Source organism: Streptomyces sp. NPDC051214, from assembly GCF_040682375.1.
GTDB lineage: Bacteria > Actinomycetota > Actinomycetes > Streptomycetales > Streptomycetaceae > Streptomyces.
The window spans coordinates 1-13,784 of sequence record NZ_JBFBAT010000025.1 but is presented as its reverse complement, the minus strand read 5'-3'; the positions used below and the strand labels follow the sequence as shown (position 1 = coordinate 13,784).

At 67.6% G+C, this 13,784-nt stretch carries 13 protein-coding genes and 1 pseudogene; 9 read left to right on the top strand and 5 right to left on the bottom strand.

All coding sequences use genetic code 11. The features are described 5' to 3' along the window. Positions 1-97: 97 nt before the first annotated feature. Positions 98-643: a hypothetical protein gene (locus AB0M70_RS40325; RefSeq protein ID WP_365828533.1), complete on the bottom strand. Its 546-nt coding sequence runs from the start codon at positions 641-643 to the stop codon at positions 98-100. A gap of 384 nt (positions 644-1,027) precedes the next feature. Here AB0M70_RS40325 and AB0M70_RS40320 point away from each other — a divergent pair, with 384 nt between their 5' ends. The 3 genes from AB0M70_RS40320 to AB0M70_RS40310 all read left to right on the top strand — a co-directional run bounded on the left by AB0M70_RS40320 (position 1,028) and on the right by AB0M70_RS40310 (position 2,631). Next, positions 1,028-1,531, top strand: a complete 504-nt coding sequence (locus AB0M70_RS40320; RefSeq protein WP_365828531.1) for a helix-turn-helix transcriptional regulator — start codon at positions 1,028-1,030, stop codon at positions 1,529-1,531. A gap of 51 nt (positions 1,532-1,582) precedes the next feature. Next, positions 1,583-2,188, top strand: coding sequence for a hypothetical protein (locus AB0M70_RS40315; RefSeq protein ID WP_365828529.1), 606 nt, complete (start codon positions 1,583-1,585; stop codon positions 2,186-2,188). 107 nt (positions 2,189-2,295) lie between these two features. Beyond that, a complete protein-coding gene (locus AB0M70_RS40310; protein ID WP_365828527.1) occupies positions 2,296-2,631 on the top strand; it encodes a DUF2516 family protein in 336 nt (111 codons plus the stop codon). A gap of 72 nt (positions 2,632-2,703) precedes the next feature. Here AB0M70_RS40310 and AB0M70_RS40305 read toward each other — a convergent pair whose 3' ends face one another. The 3 genes from AB0M70_RS40305 to AB0M70_RS40295 all read right to left on the bottom strand — a co-directional run bounded on the left by AB0M70_RS40305 (position 2,704) and on the right by AB0M70_RS40295 (position 6,426). Beyond that, positions 2,704-4,044 carry a SpoIIE family protein phosphatase gene (locus tag AB0M70_RS40305; RefSeq protein ID WP_365828525.1) on the bottom strand — a complete coding sequence of 447 codons (1,341 nt, stop codon included), beginning with the start codon at positions 4,042-4,044 and terminating at the stop codon, positions 2,704-2,706. Positions 4,045-4,362: 318 nt separating this feature from the next. Then, positions 4,363-5,412, bottom strand: a complete 1,050-nt coding sequence (locus AB0M70_RS40300; RefSeq protein WP_365828523.1) for an NlpC/P60 family protein — start codon at positions 5,410-5,412, stop codon at positions 4,363-4,365. Positions 5,413-5,628: 216 nt separating this feature from the next. Beyond that, positions 5,629-6,426, bottom strand: coding sequence for a class I SAM-dependent methyltransferase (locus AB0M70_RS40295; RefSeq protein ID WP_365828521.1), 798 nt, complete (start codon positions 6,424-6,426; stop codon positions 5,629-5,631). Positions 6,427-6,635: 209 nt separating this feature from the next. Between AB0M70_RS40295 and mshA the strand changes: the two genes are divergently transcribed. The 6 genes and pseudogenes from mshA to AB0M70_RS40265 all read left to right on the top strand — a co-directional run bounded on the left by mshA (position 6,636) and on the right by AB0M70_RS40265 (position 12,510). After that, the gene (mshA, locus tag AB0M70_RS40290; protein WP_365828519.1) at positions 6,636-7,982 is read left to right on the top strand and encodes a D-inositol-3-phosphate glycosyltransferase; all 1,347 of its coding nucleotides are present in this window, start codon (positions 6,636-6,638) and stop codon (positions 7,980-7,982) included. Further along, a complete protein-coding gene (locus AB0M70_RS40285; RefSeq protein WP_365828517.1) occupies positions 7,975-8,472 on the top strand; it encodes a YbjN domain-containing protein in 498 nt (165 codons plus the stop codon). The genes mshA and AB0M70_RS40285 overlap by 8 nt, the downstream gene beginning before the upstream one ends. 88 nt (positions 8,473-8,560) lie before the next feature. Then, entirely contained in the window at positions 8,561-10,213 is a 1,653-nt protein-coding gene (locus AB0M70_RS40280; protein ID WP_365828515.1) for a glycosyl hydrolase family 28-related protein, read from the top strand. Positions 10,214-10,365: 152 nt separating this feature from the next. Continuing rightward, positions 10,366-10,575, top strand: a complete 210-nt coding sequence (locus AB0M70_RS40275; protein ID WP_365828513.1) for a hypothetical protein — start codon at positions 10,366-10,368, stop codon at positions 10,573-10,575. 1,023 nt (positions 10,576-11,598) lie between these two features. Further along, positions 11,599-11,793: pseudogene (locus AB0M70_RS40270) on the top strand (cold shock domain-containing protein); the annotation flags it as partial. Continuing rightward, positions 11,794-12,510 carry a Shedu anti-phage system protein SduA domain-containing protein gene (locus AB0M70_RS40265; protein WP_365828673.1) on the top strand — a complete coding sequence of 239 codons (717 nt, stop codon included), beginning with the start codon at positions 11,794-11,796 and terminating at the stop codon, positions 12,508-12,510. Between the two features lie 72 nt (positions 12,511-12,582). On the opposite strand, the gene AB0M70_RS40260 is transcribed toward AB0M70_RS40265, so the two are convergent. Next, positions 12,583-13,461, bottom strand: a complete 879-nt coding sequence (locus tag AB0M70_RS40260) for a hypothetical protein (protein ID WP_365828511.1) — start codon at positions 13,459-13,461, stop codon at positions 12,583-12,585. Positions 13,462-13,784 lie beyond the last annotated feature (323 nt).

Below are 13,784 nucleotides of genomic sequence, written 5' to 3'. Positions count from 1 at the left end.
GCGGAGCCGGACGAGGTCGGAGAGAGACACAGACACACGACGAACGTTACCGACCGCCGGGAAGGGCGGCCGGTGACGCGTGCGCTGCGGGGGTCGGTCAGGCCGCGGGGCAGAGCGCGGCGGGAGCCACGGTCGCCGCGTGCACGGGGTGCACGGGGTGCACGGGCCGCACGGCGGGTGCGGTGTCGGCGGCGGCCTTGGTCACCGCTGCGGCCTGCGAGCGGCCGCGGGCGAAGACGACGAGCCGCAGCACGGCGAACCGTGCGACACCGGCGAGCGCGGAGGCCGAGAGGTAGACGACCTGTTCGAGCACCGCGCCGGGCGCCGCCACCAGCAGCTGAAGAGCCAGCATCGCCAGGCAGGTCACCGCGTACGCCGCCGCGGCGGACCCTGCCGACTGCGCGTGCTGACGCCCGGTGGCCCGCCCGCCCGCCCCGAAGGTGAAGCGGGCGTGCAGCTCGGTGGCCAGGAGCGTGGACACCACGGTGATCACGGCGTTGGCCAGGGCCCAGGGGAGCCAGGAGGACAGGGCGGCGACGGCGAAACTGGAGGCGACCCCCACCCCGCCGCCACAGAGCACGAAGCGGGCGAAGGCGGTGAAGGCGCCGGGTGCCGCCGACTGCTGACGCGGTGCTGATTCCATGATCCGATCCCCTCCCTCGCTGCTTCGGGCGGCGTGTTCTCCGCTCCAGTGGTGCCATGGTGGCACACCGCTGGTGCCACGTCGAGTCATTTATGGCGTCAGGGGTGGCGTCGGTGGTGTCACGGGGTGCTGGCGGCCCGTAAGTGTGCAGGTCAGGGGCTGGTTCAGGTCGGCGCCAACGCGTGCAGAACTCCTGGGAACTTGACGCGCCGGGCCGCGGTTTCTGGGGGGTGGTGGCGCCGAGTGGCACCACGTGGCACCACGTCCGGCGCGGTACACGGCACGAGAGCCCGGACGGTGAGTCCGTCGGCGCGATCAGTGGCGTGGCGCACTTTTGCAAGCAGGCGCTTGCAATAGTTAGCAAGGAGCGTGCAGTATCGACGCATGGCATCACTCAACGTCGGCAATCTCGGTGAGTATCTGCGCGAGCAGCGGCGCAACGCGCAGCTCTCGCTCAGGCAGCTCGCCGATGCCGCCGGGGTGTCCAATCCGTATCTGAGCCAGATCGAGCGCGGCCTGCGCAAGCCCAGTGCCGACGTGCTGCAGCAAGTGGCCAAGGCGCTGCGGATCTCCGCCGAGACGCTGTATGTCCGGGCCGGAATCCTCGACGAGAAGGAGCGGGACGAGCTGGAGACGCGTGCCGTCATCCTTGCCGACCCCTCCATCAACGAGCGGCAGAAGCAGGTCCTGTTGCAGATCTACGAGTCGTTCAGAAAAGAGAACGGCTTCGAGGTCTCCGAGTACGTGGACGACTTGAACGACACGGATGACACCGACGTCGAGAACGACACGGACGTCATGGACGCCACCGCTGACGGCCCCCGCACGGCCGACGGCAGTGATGCCAACGGCAGTGATGCCGGCACCAAGGACCACCCCACAAGCTGACCGACCTGAGCTCGCTGACCGAGCTGACGCGAATCCGGGAGGACCATCGCCATGGCCATCAAGGACGACCTGCGCACCACCCTCACCGACACCACCCCCGCCTACTTCGTCGTCGGCACCGCCGACCTCGCGTTCCAGCAGGCGAAGAAGGTGCCCGGCGCCATCGAGCAGCTGATCGCCGAGGCCCCGGCCCGTATCGACGCCGTGCGCAACACCGACACCAAGGCCGTCCAGGACAAGGCGGTCGCCCGCGCCAAGGAGGCGCAGGAGACCCTTCAGACGAAGTTCACCGAGTTGCTCGGCACGCTCGACACCGACCTGAAGAAGCTGGGCGAGAGCGCACAGGGCTTCGCCCTCAGCTCGGTCGGCGTCGCCGCCGAGTACGCCGTGAAGGCCCGCGAGAAGTACGAAGAGGTCGCCGAGCACGGCGAGCAGGCCGTGCGGACCTGGCGCGGCGAGGCCGCCGAGGAGATCACCGAGCTGGCCGTCGCCGTCGAGCCGGACGCCCAGGAGAAGCCGGCCGCCTCCGACGACGCGTCGGTGACGTCGGACTCCGCCGAGTCGAAGACGTCCGCCCCGGCCAAGAAGCCGGTCGCCAAGAAGGCCCCGGCCCCCCGCAAGCCCGCGGCGAAGAAGACCACGCCGCCCGCGAAGTAGGACCGGCCACCGGGCCGGGCACTCTCGAAGTGCCCGGCCCGTTCTGCTGGTAGCGGGTACGGTGTCCGCGTACTCAAGAGCCGAGACTGGTGGTGGACGTAGTGCTGATGCAGGGGTTCGCAAACTTCATGTGGCTGCTGTCGTTGGCGCTGATCGTCTTCAGCGGCTTCGCGCTGATCGACGCGGCCGTCCGGCGTGAGGACGCCTATCGCGCGGCGGACAAGAAGACCAAGCCGTTCTGGCTGATCATCCTCGCGCTCGCCTTCATCGTGAACCTGATCTTCAACATCCTGTCGTTCCTGCCGATCATCGGGCTCATCGCGACCATCGTCTACATGGTCGACGTACGCCCCGCGCTGCGGCAGATCACCGGTGGAGGCGGCGGTGGACGCCGCGGCTCCAGCAGCGACGGCCCCTACGGGCCGTACAACGGCGGCCGGTAGCCGGTAGCCGGTAGCCGGTAGCCGGTAGCCGGTAGCCGGCGGCCGAAGCCGGGCGTCAGGCCGGGGACCTCGTCAGCGGTCGCGGTCGAGCAGCAGTACGGCCACGTCGTCGGTCAGGTCCCCGCCGTTGAGTTCACGCACCTCGTTCACCGCGGCCTCCAGGAGCTCGTCGCCCCGCAGGCCCGCCGCGATCTGGCGGCGCAGCATCTCCACCATGCCGTCCTGGCCGAGGCGTTGGTTGCCCTGGCCGATGCGCCCCTCTATCAGCCCGTCCGTGTAGAGCATCAGGCTCCACTTGCCGCCGAGTTCCACCTGGCGGCGCGGCCAGCGGGCGTTCGGCAGGAGTCCGAGCGCCGGACCGTTGGTGTCGTACGGCAGCAGCTCGGCGAGGTGGCCGTCGCGCGCGATCAGCGGTGACGGGTGGCCCGCCAGGCAGAGCCCGGCCCTGCGGCCGTCCGGGGCGATGTCGACCGTGCAGAGCGTCGCGAAGATCTCGTCGTCGGCGCGCTCGTGCTCAAGGACCTTCTGCAGCGTGCTGAGCAGCTCGTCGCCGCACAGACCCGCGAAGGTCAGCGTCCGCCAGGCGATGCGCAGCTCGACCCCGAGCGCCGCCTCGTCCGGGCCGTGGCCGCAGACGTCGCCGATCATGACGTGCACGGAGCCGTCAGGGGTGCGCACCGTGTCGTAGAAGTCGCCGCCCAGGAGCGCACGCGAACGCCCCGGGCGGTAGCGCGCGGCGAACCGCAGCGGTGAGCCGTCCAGGAGCGGCGTCGGCAGCAGGCCCCGCTCCAGGCGTGCGTTCTCCTGGGCCCGCAGGCGTGACTCCGTCAGCTGGCGCTGGGCGGCGTCCGCGCGCTTGCGCTCCACGGCGTACCGGATGGCGCGGCTCAGGAGCCGCCCGTCCAGCTCGTCACGGAAGAGATAGTCCTGGGCGCCGACCCGCACGGCCTCCGCGCCGCCCTCGGTGTCGCCGCTCGCGGTGAGCGCGAGGACGGCGTGCCGGGGCGCGAGGCGCAGGACGTGCTTGAGCGTGGCGAGCTCGTCCGCTTCCTCCTCCGGGGTGCTCGCGGGGCCCGCGAGGGCCAGGTCGAGCAGGATGCAGTGCACGTCGTCGGTGAGCAGCCGCTCGGCCTCGGTGAGGTTGCGGGCGGTGCGGACCCTGATGGGCTTGCCCGCGGAGTCGAGCATCTGCGGGACGCTCAGGGAGCCCACCGGGTCGTCCTCGATGACCAGGAGGCTGAGGCCGGGGCCGCTCGCCTGCTGGGCCATGTCGCGGGACGTCGGCAGATGCCCCACGGGGGCGGGTACGGGTTCGGGCGCCTGCACGGGTGCGGGCGTCGGCGTCGGCAGAGCGTGAGCCTGACCGCCTTCCGCGGCCGGGATCGCTCTCTGCCGCGGTATGGGTACGGGCATGGCTTCGGTTTCCTTCCCTCCCCCCGAGGGCATGGTGGATCGACGGTCGAACGCTCCACCGACGGGGACCATAGCGTTAGGCGAGCCCCGATTGGAATGGCGCGCGGCAAACAGCCACCGTCATATGCCGCATCAAGGACCGCAATTGGGCACGACGGCCTCCGACAGGGATGACGAACATCACGCCCGGAGGGTTGAGAGACGCGCCCAAGGTGCGGTGGGTCACATGACGTGGCCCACAGGGGGCCGCGGGGTCGGGCCGAGGGGCCGGGCGCCGGGGCGGGCACACGGTCTCCGGACGCCTGCTTGCCGGGGCGCCTACTTGTCCGGGCGCACGACCCCGAGAATCTTCATCGAGCCCGCGCCCGCGACGGTGACATCGCGGCCGGGCCGCGGCGCGTGCACGATCGCGCCGTCGCCCACGTACATCCCGACATGGCTGGCGTCCGCGTGATAAATGATCAGGTCGCCGGGGCGCATGTTCTTGATGTCGATGCGCGGGAGCTGCTTCCACTGCTCCTGTGACGTACGCGGAATTCCCTTGCCCGCGGCGGCCCACGCCTTGGACGTGAGGCCGGAGCAGTCGTACGAGGAGGGGCCCTCGGCACCCCACACGTACGGCTTGCCGATCTGCTCGGTGGCGAACTCGACGGCCTTCTTGCCAGGCCCGGTCGCCTTGCCCTTGATGTCGTCCAGGACGCCCGAACTCACCCACGCCGACTGCTTCTTGAGCTGGGCCTCTTCCTCGAGCTTCTTGAGCCGTTCCAGCTCCTTCTTCTCGAGCTTGGACTCCATCTCCTCGGCGGCCGCGATCTTCTTCTTGATCTTCTTCTTCGACGCGGCCTTCGCCTTGCGGTTGGACTCCAGCTTCTTCCACTGGGCGGTGGCGTCCTTGGCGTAGATCCGCAGGTCTTCCTGCGTCCGCTCCATCTCCGTCATCATGCCCTTGGTGGCCTTCTGGCCCTGCCGCATCCGCCCGGCGCCGTCCAGGAACTCCTGGGGGTCCTCGCTCAGCATCAGCCGGGCCTCGGAGGAGACCCCGCCGCTGCGGTACTGGGCGCGGGCGGCGGCGCCCGCGCGGGACTTGAGCTTGTCCAGCTTCTGCTGGCCCTCGGTGATGGAGCGGGCGAGCTTCACGATTTGCTTGGACTGCTTCTCGCTCTTCTCCTCCGCCGCGTTGTACGCGTCCGTGGCGACACCCGCGTCGTGGTAGAGCTTCTCGATCTCCTTGCGCAGCTCTTCAAGGGACTTGTTGCTGCCGGGCGTTGGCTTCGCCGGACTCGCGTGGGCCGTGCCCGGCGCGCTCAGCACCACTGCCGCGCAGATCAGCGCCAGGCCAGCCACAGTCGAACTCCGCTTGCCGGTCACGTCCGCCTCCCCGAAAAGCTGATTTACCGTCAGTAACTTACGGATGCACCGGGGATGCTGCCATGCCGACGCGCAATGCGACAGAGCACGGCGGCAACTCCGACCCCCACCGCCCCATGTGACGAACGGCACTCGTAGATCGTTCCCTCCGCGGCGCGCCGCACGCGGAGTTCACCCGCCGCCGACACGCGAATTCACCCGCGGGCACCCAGCGCTTCACCCCTGGCGCGGCGCCAACGCCTCCCACCGCACCGTCACTTCGCCCTGCCGCCACCGTGCGGGGCGGTCCGCCACCGGCCAGTCCGCGGCCAGGTCCCGCACCGTCCTGATCCACCGCTGCCGGGCGCCGTACGAGGCGTAGGGCGCGGCGGCGGCCCAGGCGCGGTCGAAGTCGCGCAGGAACGCGTGCACCGGCTCGCCCCGCACGTTCCGGTGGATCAGCGCCTTGGGCAGGCGCTCGGCGAGGTCGGAGGGCCGGTCGAGCGAGCCGAGGCGCGTCGCGAAGGTGACCGTGCGCGGACCCTCGGGCCCGAGCGCGACCCAGACGTGCCGCCGCCCGATCTCGTCGCAGGTCCCCTCGACGAGCAGCCCGCCGGGCGCGAGCCGCCCGCACAGCCGCTCCCACACGGCGGCCACCTGCTCCTCGTCGTACTGCCGCAGCACGTTCGCGGCCCTGATCAGCGCGGGCCTGCCGGGCAGCGGGACCTCGAAGCCGCCGTGGCGGAAGGCGAGCCCTTCCCTCTCGTACGGCTTCGCGGCCGCGACCCGGGCCGGATCGATCTCGACGCCGACCACGCGCGCGTGCGGGGCGGCGGTCCTGAGCCGGACGAGCAGCTCCACGGCCGTCCAGGGGGCGGCCCCGTAGCCGAGGTCGACCGCGAGGGGGTCGGGGGAGCGCCGCAGCGCGGCGCCGTGCGTGGCGGCGATCCAGCGGTCCATGCGGCGCAGCCGGTTGGGGTTGGTCGTCCCGCGCGTCACCGTTCCCACGGGGCGGGACGGGGTGCGGGGGGCCATGGTGGAAAGGGTATGCGCCCTGGTGCCGGGGGTATGCGGCGCGTGTCGTGAGGGTGCGGGCCGCGTCGCGGCAGGCAATGGGTTGAGCCTTATCCGGTAATGATTTGGCAAAGAGGAAATGGAGTCGCCCCTTCCGATGTTCTCCCTGCGGAGGACCGTGCACGCCCTCCCTTGAGACATGCCCGCGCGCGCACAAGGAGGACCGCCACGTGAGCCAGTACGTGACCAGGCTCGGCCGTCGCTCGCCGGCAGCGCCGAGCAGGCTCCGGCTCCCGGTCGGCAACCGGCGCCCCCGCCGGGTGGCCATGCTCAGCGTGCACACGTCCCCGCTGCACCAGCCGGGCACGGGCGACGCGGGCGGCATGAACGTCTACATCGTGGAGCTGGCCAAGCGCCTCGCTGCCATCAACATCGAGGTGGAGATCTTCACGCGCTCGACGACGGGCGCGCTGCCGCCCGCCGTGGAACTCGCGCCGGGCGTCCTCGTGCGCCACGTCGACGCGGGACCCTACGAAGGCCTGGCGAAGGAAGAGCTGCCCGCCCAGCTCTGCGCCTTCACGCACGGCGTGATGCAGGCGTGGGCGGGCCACCGCCCCGGCCACTACGACCTGGTCCACTCCCACTACTGGCTCAGCGGGCACGTCGGCTGGCTCGCCGCCGAGCGCTGGGGCGTGCCGCTCGTGCACGCCATGCACACCATGGCGAAGGTCAAGAACGCGGCGCTCGCGGAGGGCGACACCCCGGAGCCCGCGGCACGCGTGATCGGCGAGACGCAGATCGTGCGCGCCGCCGACCGCCTCATCGCCAACACCTCCGAAGAGGCCGACGAGCTCGTACGCCACTACGAGGCCGAGGTGGGCAAGGTCGCCGTCGTGCACCCCGGCGTGAACCTCGACCGCTTCCGCCCCGCCGACGGCCGCGCGGCGGCCCGGCACCGCCTCGGCCTCCCGCAGGACGCCCTCGTCCCGCTCTTCGCGGGCCGCATCCAGCCCCTCAAGGCGCCGGACGTCCTGCTCCGCGCGGTGGCCGTACTCCTGGACCAGCGCCCCGACCTGCGCAGGCACATGGTCGTCCCGGTGGTGGGCGGCCCGAGCGGCAGCGGGCTCGCGAAGCCGGAGGGCCTGCAGAAGCTGGCCGCCAGGCTGGGCATCGCGGACGTGGTGCGCTTCCAGCCGCCGGTGGGCCAGGAGCAGCTCGCGGACTGGTTCAGGGCGGCCTCGGTCCTGGTGATGCCCTCGTACAGCGAGTCGTTCGGCCTGGTCGCCATAGAGGCCCAGGCGGCGGGCACTCCGGTCCTCGCCGCGTCGGTGGGCGGTCTGCCGGTCGCCGTGCGCGACGGGGTGACGGGCTTCCTGGTCGACGGCCACGAACCGGCCCACTACGCGCGCGTGCTCCGCGAATTCGCCGAGAACCCCCACCTCGTGGACCGCATGGGTGACGCGGCCGCACGGCACGCGCAGTCCTTCGGCTGGGACACGGCCGCGTCCGCCACGGCGGACGTCTACACGGCGGCGGTGCACGAACACCGGCGTCGCGTACGCTCGCATCATGGCTGATCAGACGGACGCAGCGGCGATCGGGATCATCGAACAGACGCTGAACGAAGCGGAACTGGAGTGGGAGAGCCCGCAGAGCGGCTCCTTCGTCGTGACGCTCCCCGGCACCCGCAAGCTGTCGACGACGCTCTCGCTGCGGGTCGGCAAGCACGCGCTGTCGCTGACGGCGTTCGTGATCCGGCACCCCGACGAGAACCACGACGCGGTCCACCGCTGGCTCCTCGAGCGCAACCTGCGCCTGTACGGCGTGAGTTACGCGATCGACTCCCTCGGCGACATCTACCTCACCGGCAAGCTCCCGCTCTCGGCGGTCACCCCCGACGAACTGGACCGCCTGCTCGGCTCGGTCCTGGAGAACGCGGACGGCTCCTTCAACACCCTCCTCGAGCTGGGCTTCGCCTCGGCGATCCGCAAGGAGTACGCGTGGCGGGTGTCGCGGGGCGAGTCCACGCGCAACCTGGACGCGTTCACTCACCTGACCCAGCCGTAGGACACCTTCCCTGGAACGTGGGCCCGTGGCATGCTCGCGCCCATCGCGGACATGAACGGCGTTCACATCCATGGAAGGTGGCGGCAGTATGGGCAGGGAGCTCCTGAGCAGACGTGGTGCACTCGGAGGGGCGGTGGCCGTGGCGGCGGCCGCCGTGACGGGTGGGACAGCGCATGCGCGGTCGGGCGAAACCCTCACCCTCTGGCGGGATTTCAAGGCAACCCCGTACACGCACCCCCAGATCCCCTACGTAGCCCGCGCGGGCGCCCGCTCGGGCACCCGCCACCTCCCCCGGCCCAAGGTGGTCGCGAACGTAAGGGACTACGGAGCGATACCGGACGGCACGCAGGACGCGGCCCCGGCGATCAACCGGGCCCTGGCCGAAGCGGGGGAGCGGGGCGGCGGCACGGTGCTCCTCCCGCCCGGCGAGTACCGCATCGACGGCATCATCCGCATCGCCCACGACAACGTGGTCCTGCGCGGCGCGGGCAGCACCCGCACCACCCTCCACGCGACGAAGAGCCTCACGGAACTGATAGGCCCGTACGGCTCTCGCTACGGCGGCGACAAGTCCAGCTGGTCCTGGGCGGGCGGGCTCATCTGGCTCTGCCCACAAGCTCGTTGGGAGTCGCTGACGGCCGCCATCAAGGCAAAGGCATGGCCCTTCGAGGGCTGGACGGGCAACAAGCGGGACGAGTGGCAGGCCCTCACGGCGGTCGCTCCCGCGCGCCGAGGCGACCGCACCCTGCGGGTCAAGGACACGTCGCGCCTCCACAAGGGCGACCTGGTGCTGCTGCGCCTGGCGGACGACGCCGGCCACACGCTCCTGGAGCACATGGCGGGCGGCGGGCCGGGCGCCGAGGCGTACACCTGGGACGACAAGACGAAGCTGACCTCGTACGTCCCCTACGAGTGGCCGGTCCGGATCACTTCGGTAAAGAAGAGCACGGTCACCCTCGAACGCCCGCTCCCCCTGGACGTACGCGAGGAGTGGGACCCCCGCCTGACGACGCACGCAAAGGCGCTGACCGGCGCGGGGGTCGAGGGCCTGACGCTCGAAGCCGCGGAGACCCCGCAATCGCCCCACCTCCTGGACACGGGCTACAACGGGGTCACCTTCCAGTGCGCGTACGACTGCTGGGCGGACGACATCGTGGTCCGGCACGTGGACAACGGCTTCGGCCTGGTGAGCGCGTCGGCCTGCACGCTGCGCCGGACGCGGGTGGAGGGCAGGGGAGCGCACCACCCGTACTTCTGCCGCGAGGGTTCGCACGACAACCTGACCGAGGACTTCCACATAGCCCGGCGCACGGTCCCGGCCCCGCCGGGCACCCAGCTGCACGGCATCAACGTCGAGGGCCTGTCCTCCTACAACGTCTGGTCCCGGGGCGTGATGGAGATGGGCACGTTCGACAGCCACCGAGGCATGCCCTTCGCGAACGTCCGCACGGACATCACGGTCGACAACAACGGCCGCCACGGCGGCGACGCGAGCGCGGGCCCCCTCTTCGGCGCCCGCTTCACCCACTGGAACATCCGCGTCACCAACGGCCGCGCGGGCCTGATGAAGATCGACGGCCTGGCGCCGTACAGCGCCACGGTCGGCATCAACGAGGTCCGTGAGTTCGACCAGATCGACGTACCGGACTTCTCCGGAGACCTGCACTCCCGAATCGAGCTCTACGGGACCACGGACACGGTCCGCCCGCGGAACCTCTACGAGGCGCAGAGAGCGCTATAGCCGTCCGCCCCGCCGGCAAGTCCGCCGATTCGGCCCCGGATGGGCGCTTTGCCGCCAACCCCCGCCCAACTGAGTGCGCCCATCACGCGGTTCGGGCTACACAGGGAACTGGAACGTTCGTTCTTGCCTGATGGGGGGCTGGCCCAGTGGTGATGACGATCGACCTCGCGGTTCTGCTGGCTGTGGTCATCATCGTGCTGCTGCGCAGACGCGTGGCGCCCAGGACCAAGCTCGACACGGGGATGACCATGGCGGTCGTGCTGGTCTTCGGCGTCCTGATCGCCCCGACCGCCTTCGGCCACTGGATCCTGGACGCCGTGGGCGAGCTCGCGCAGGGAGTCTCGGACGCGGGGAGCCCATGACCGACCGCTGACGGAAGCACGAAAGCCCCGGCCCGGCAAAAAGCCCCCGCCCACGAGAAACCGCAGGCAGGGGGCTCAGCTCACCGAAAATGCGGGCTTACTTCTTCTTGCCCTGGGTGTTGTCAGGGATCTTGGCGACCTGCGTTTTTGCAGGTCGGGGGTGGTGGGCCCGTGCGCCTGGTGGTCGTCGTTGGTCGTCATTTGCCACTGTTGAGCGGCGTCGGACGGCCCAGGGACGGCCCAAATAGCTAGCCGACTCAGACCTCACTCATCCGGTATGGCTCAGGCAACGGCGACAACGGAACACCGAGCACGCGGACCAACAGGGCTCGTGCAACTGCATCGCGCTCCGAGTCCGGTTGGCCTGGTCTCATCGAAAGAATCAAGCGGTCTCGGGCGACGAAAGCAGCGCCCGTGAAGCTTGGGTCGGTGATCGAAGACTGATCCAACGTGACGTCCAGCTCGGCAAGAAGCTCAGGTAGAGGGGTTTCGAGAAGGTGCTGAGGACTCAGCACCTTCTGGGCGTAGTCAGTCGTCCGCTTCGAAATCGGAGCTTCGTCGTGCCTTCTCACGGGCCCATCACCTCAACTGGCCTTGAACGGGTCGCCGGAAGCCTCACCCAGGGACGGGCCAGAACAACACCACGCTGAACTATCCCCCCGCACCAGTGAGGGCAGAGACATCAGTGCGAGCACTACGCCGAGGTCATCAGCTTGGGAAGCTGCGATCACTTGAGGCCAGTTCGGTTGCTGACCTGGGCGAACGGCCAACTATCGGCCTCGCGGTCCACGGTTGCGTTCGCCGTGGTTCCCGTCTCATCTGGTGCGCATGTGGTGCGCACGTCTTGTGCGGAGCCCCTTCGTCCCGAAGCAACTTGGGATGCTCCATGCCCTTGGGTAGCTAAGCATGTCACCTGCGCTAATGGTCTGCTGACGTCCACGAGCCCGGACGTTGTCAGCGGCGCGCTCTACGATTCCCGCGACGGAGTGTTGCAAGTGTCGCGTAGAGAGCATTGGGGGCGTGATGGCGCAGGGCACGGTGAAGTGGTTTAACTCGGAGAAAGGGTACGGTTTCGTTGCGGTTGATGGCGGTTCAGACCTATTTGTGCACTATAGCGTCATCGAAATGACGGGATACCGAAACCTCCAGGAGGGGCAACGAGTCGAGTTCGGAATTGAGCAAGGCGAAAAGGGGCCTCAGGCCTCTCGCGTAAAGCTTATGCGAGATCCCGATGAGAATCCAGGCGAGGGAATACCTGATAATGGCGCTGACGTGCTCGGGCTTGAATTGATTGATGGGAAACTGAGGCTCGTCTCCGTTCTTCCAGACGGCCGTATCAGGATCTCTGGGACGCCTGGGCAGCTACATAGCTTCTTGCACGTTGTGTCTATGGAGTCTTCGGCGTGGAGATCGCTCGTTCAAGAGCTAGAGGACTTGATAAACTCAATGCACACGAGAGAGCGTGATCTGCAGAGCTTTTTCGAGAGGAACCCTGAATTTTTGTGCGGGGACACTTATGAGGAAGCTCGCCCTCATGTGGTGTTGAAGAGGGACAATGATGGCCCACTTATCCCCGACTTCGCCCTGAAGCCGAATAACTCCAACGCGCTATGTGACTTGCTGGAGCTAAAGCTCCCGAAAACTAAGCTGCTTCGGGTGAGCAAGAATAGAGTGCGAGTGAGTTCCGCAATCATGGAAGCCTCTGCGCAACTGCGTGAGTATCAGGCATACTTCGAAGATTGCGATAAGAGGGCTGCGGTCGAGAATAGTTACGGGCTTCGATTCTTCAGACCGAGGATGATGGTCCTCATCGGGAAGCGTAGTGGTTATAGAGCGATCGACCTTCGCAACGCAGAGTCTGATCTTCCGAACCTTTCAATTGTTACTTACGATGACGTTCTTGAGCGCGCGCGGTCCCGTATCCGCAAGAATTGAGCTTATCCTGGTGTCGGGGGCTGGCCGCGACGGCAGGGGAGTCGTACAGCCGGTTCATAACGAGATGAACTCCTAGGATTTCTGTTGCCTCTCGACCTTCTCAGTTTCATGAGAGGTAGTCCCCTCTGTCGGCTTCCGTAGATTCTGCCTGCCTTCAGGCCCCCACCGTCCGGGGCTGTACCATTTCTCGCTCTCAGTACTCCTTTGGGTAATCGAGAACTTCGACGCCACTTTCACATCGAACTCCCCCACGATCTTCATCGCGCTTTCCGCGGTGCGCACGTAGTCTTTCATCGTCGTTTTGTATGCAGACCCTTTGGTTAGATCTGTCTGCCCGGTGACATAGATGAAGCGTTGATCGATTACGCCCCGTCGATGGACGATTAGATTCCTGAGAGCCACGCCCTTTTTCAACTTGAGCCAATCATTCTCTTCTTGATGCAGCTCTAGTCCGAGTCTCTTCTTGATATACTGTGCGATATCTTCGAGTCCCTTGAAAGATAGTTGCGCAACGCGCCTCTCTGCTGCCCAAGAAATAAACCCTTCAATGCTTTCACGGTCCAACACATCCTGGAGAGTCACTTGTTCTTGAGTTTTAAGTAGCTCAGGGCGTGCAATTAGGGCGTCCGTGATGACGTCAGACACGTAACACAAGAAGTTCTCTACGCAGCGAGTCAGGCCTAGCTCGGCGCTGGCAGGCGTGATGGTTTCAACGGTTTCCCTCATGCGATCGCGGCGCTGATGGAACTCCGCGAATAGAGCTTCGGGGCCGTCAGGGGCGATCTCTGAAAAGGCCGCGTCTATGCTTCTTAGCAAGCGCTCGTACTCTTGCAAGATCAGGCTTGCGGACGCGGCATGTTGCATGTCTCGCGCGTGCTGCTCGTAGAATCTACAAGCGGCCTCCGTCGCTTGCTTCGGGGTCCATGTTAGAAAGTCCCGATCTTCCGTCATTTGAAACTCGTCCCTGCCTTCCCCACTTGGCGCTTAGGTGCCAGTGCGGCTACACGTAGTGAGGGCTGTATCTTAAGGTGGGGCAAGCTTTTTTCGCGTGAACTTTGTCAGGAGCGCGTATGGTGAGCGGATGCGACCTAGGTCGGCGGAGCGGCTTTGGGCTGGAGCTGCTTTGGGGCGAGTGATCATGGCCCCGTAAGCTCATCGCGAGTCGGGCAGTCTGTGGACCTAATGTCGCGTCGCTATTTGGCTGGTGGTTGGGGTGTGACGCGGGGAGTCTCGTCTCTGCGGCAGATAGTGATCGTGTAGGTGACGTTGCCGGT

Bases quoted from the DNA above. Each gene is read 5' to 3' on its own strand.
- AB0M70_RS40325 (WP_365828533.1), bottom strand. From the start codon at position 643: ATGGAATCAGCACCGCGTCAGCAGTCGGCGGCACCCGGCGCCTTCACC.
- AB0M70_RS40320 (WP_365828531.1), top strand. From the start codon at position 1,028: ATGGCATCACTCAACGTCGGCAATCTCGGTGAGTATCTGCGCGAGCAG.
- AB0M70_RS40315 (WP_365828529.1), top strand. From the start codon at position 1,583: ATGGCCATCAAGGACGACCTGCGCACCACCCTCACCGACACCACCCCC.
- AB0M70_RS40310 (WP_365828527.1), top strand. From the start codon at position 2,296: ATGCAGGGGTTCGCAAACTTCATGTGGCTGCTGTCGTTGGCGCTGATC.
- AB0M70_RS40305 (WP_365828525.1), bottom strand. From the start codon at position 4,044: ATGCCCGTACCCATACCGCGGCAGAGAGCGATCCCGGCCGCGGAAGGC.
- AB0M70_RS40295 (WP_365828521.1), bottom strand. From the start codon at position 6,426: ATGGCCCCCCGCACCCCGTCCCGCCCCGTGGGAACGGTGACGCGCGGG.
- AB0M70_RS40285 (WP_365828517.1), top strand. From the start codon at position 7,975: ATGGCTGATCAGACGGACGCAGCGGCGATCGGGATCATCGAACAGACG.
- AB0M70_RS40280 (WP_365828515.1), top strand. From the start codon at position 8,561: ATGGGCAGGGAGCTCCTGAGCAGACGTGGTGCACTCGGAGGGGCGGTG.
- AB0M70_RS40275 (WP_365828513.1), top strand. From the start codon at position 10,366: ATGACGATCGACCTCGCGGTTCTGCTGGCTGTGGTCATCATCGTGCTG.
- AB0M70_RS40265 (WP_365828673.1), top strand. From the start codon at position 11,794: ATGCGAGATCCCGATGAGAATCCAGGCGAGGGAATACCTGATAATGGC.
- AB0M70_RS40260 (WP_365828511.1), bottom strand. From the start codon at position 13,461: ATGACGGAAGATCGGGACTTTCTAACATGGACCCCGAAGCAAGCGACG.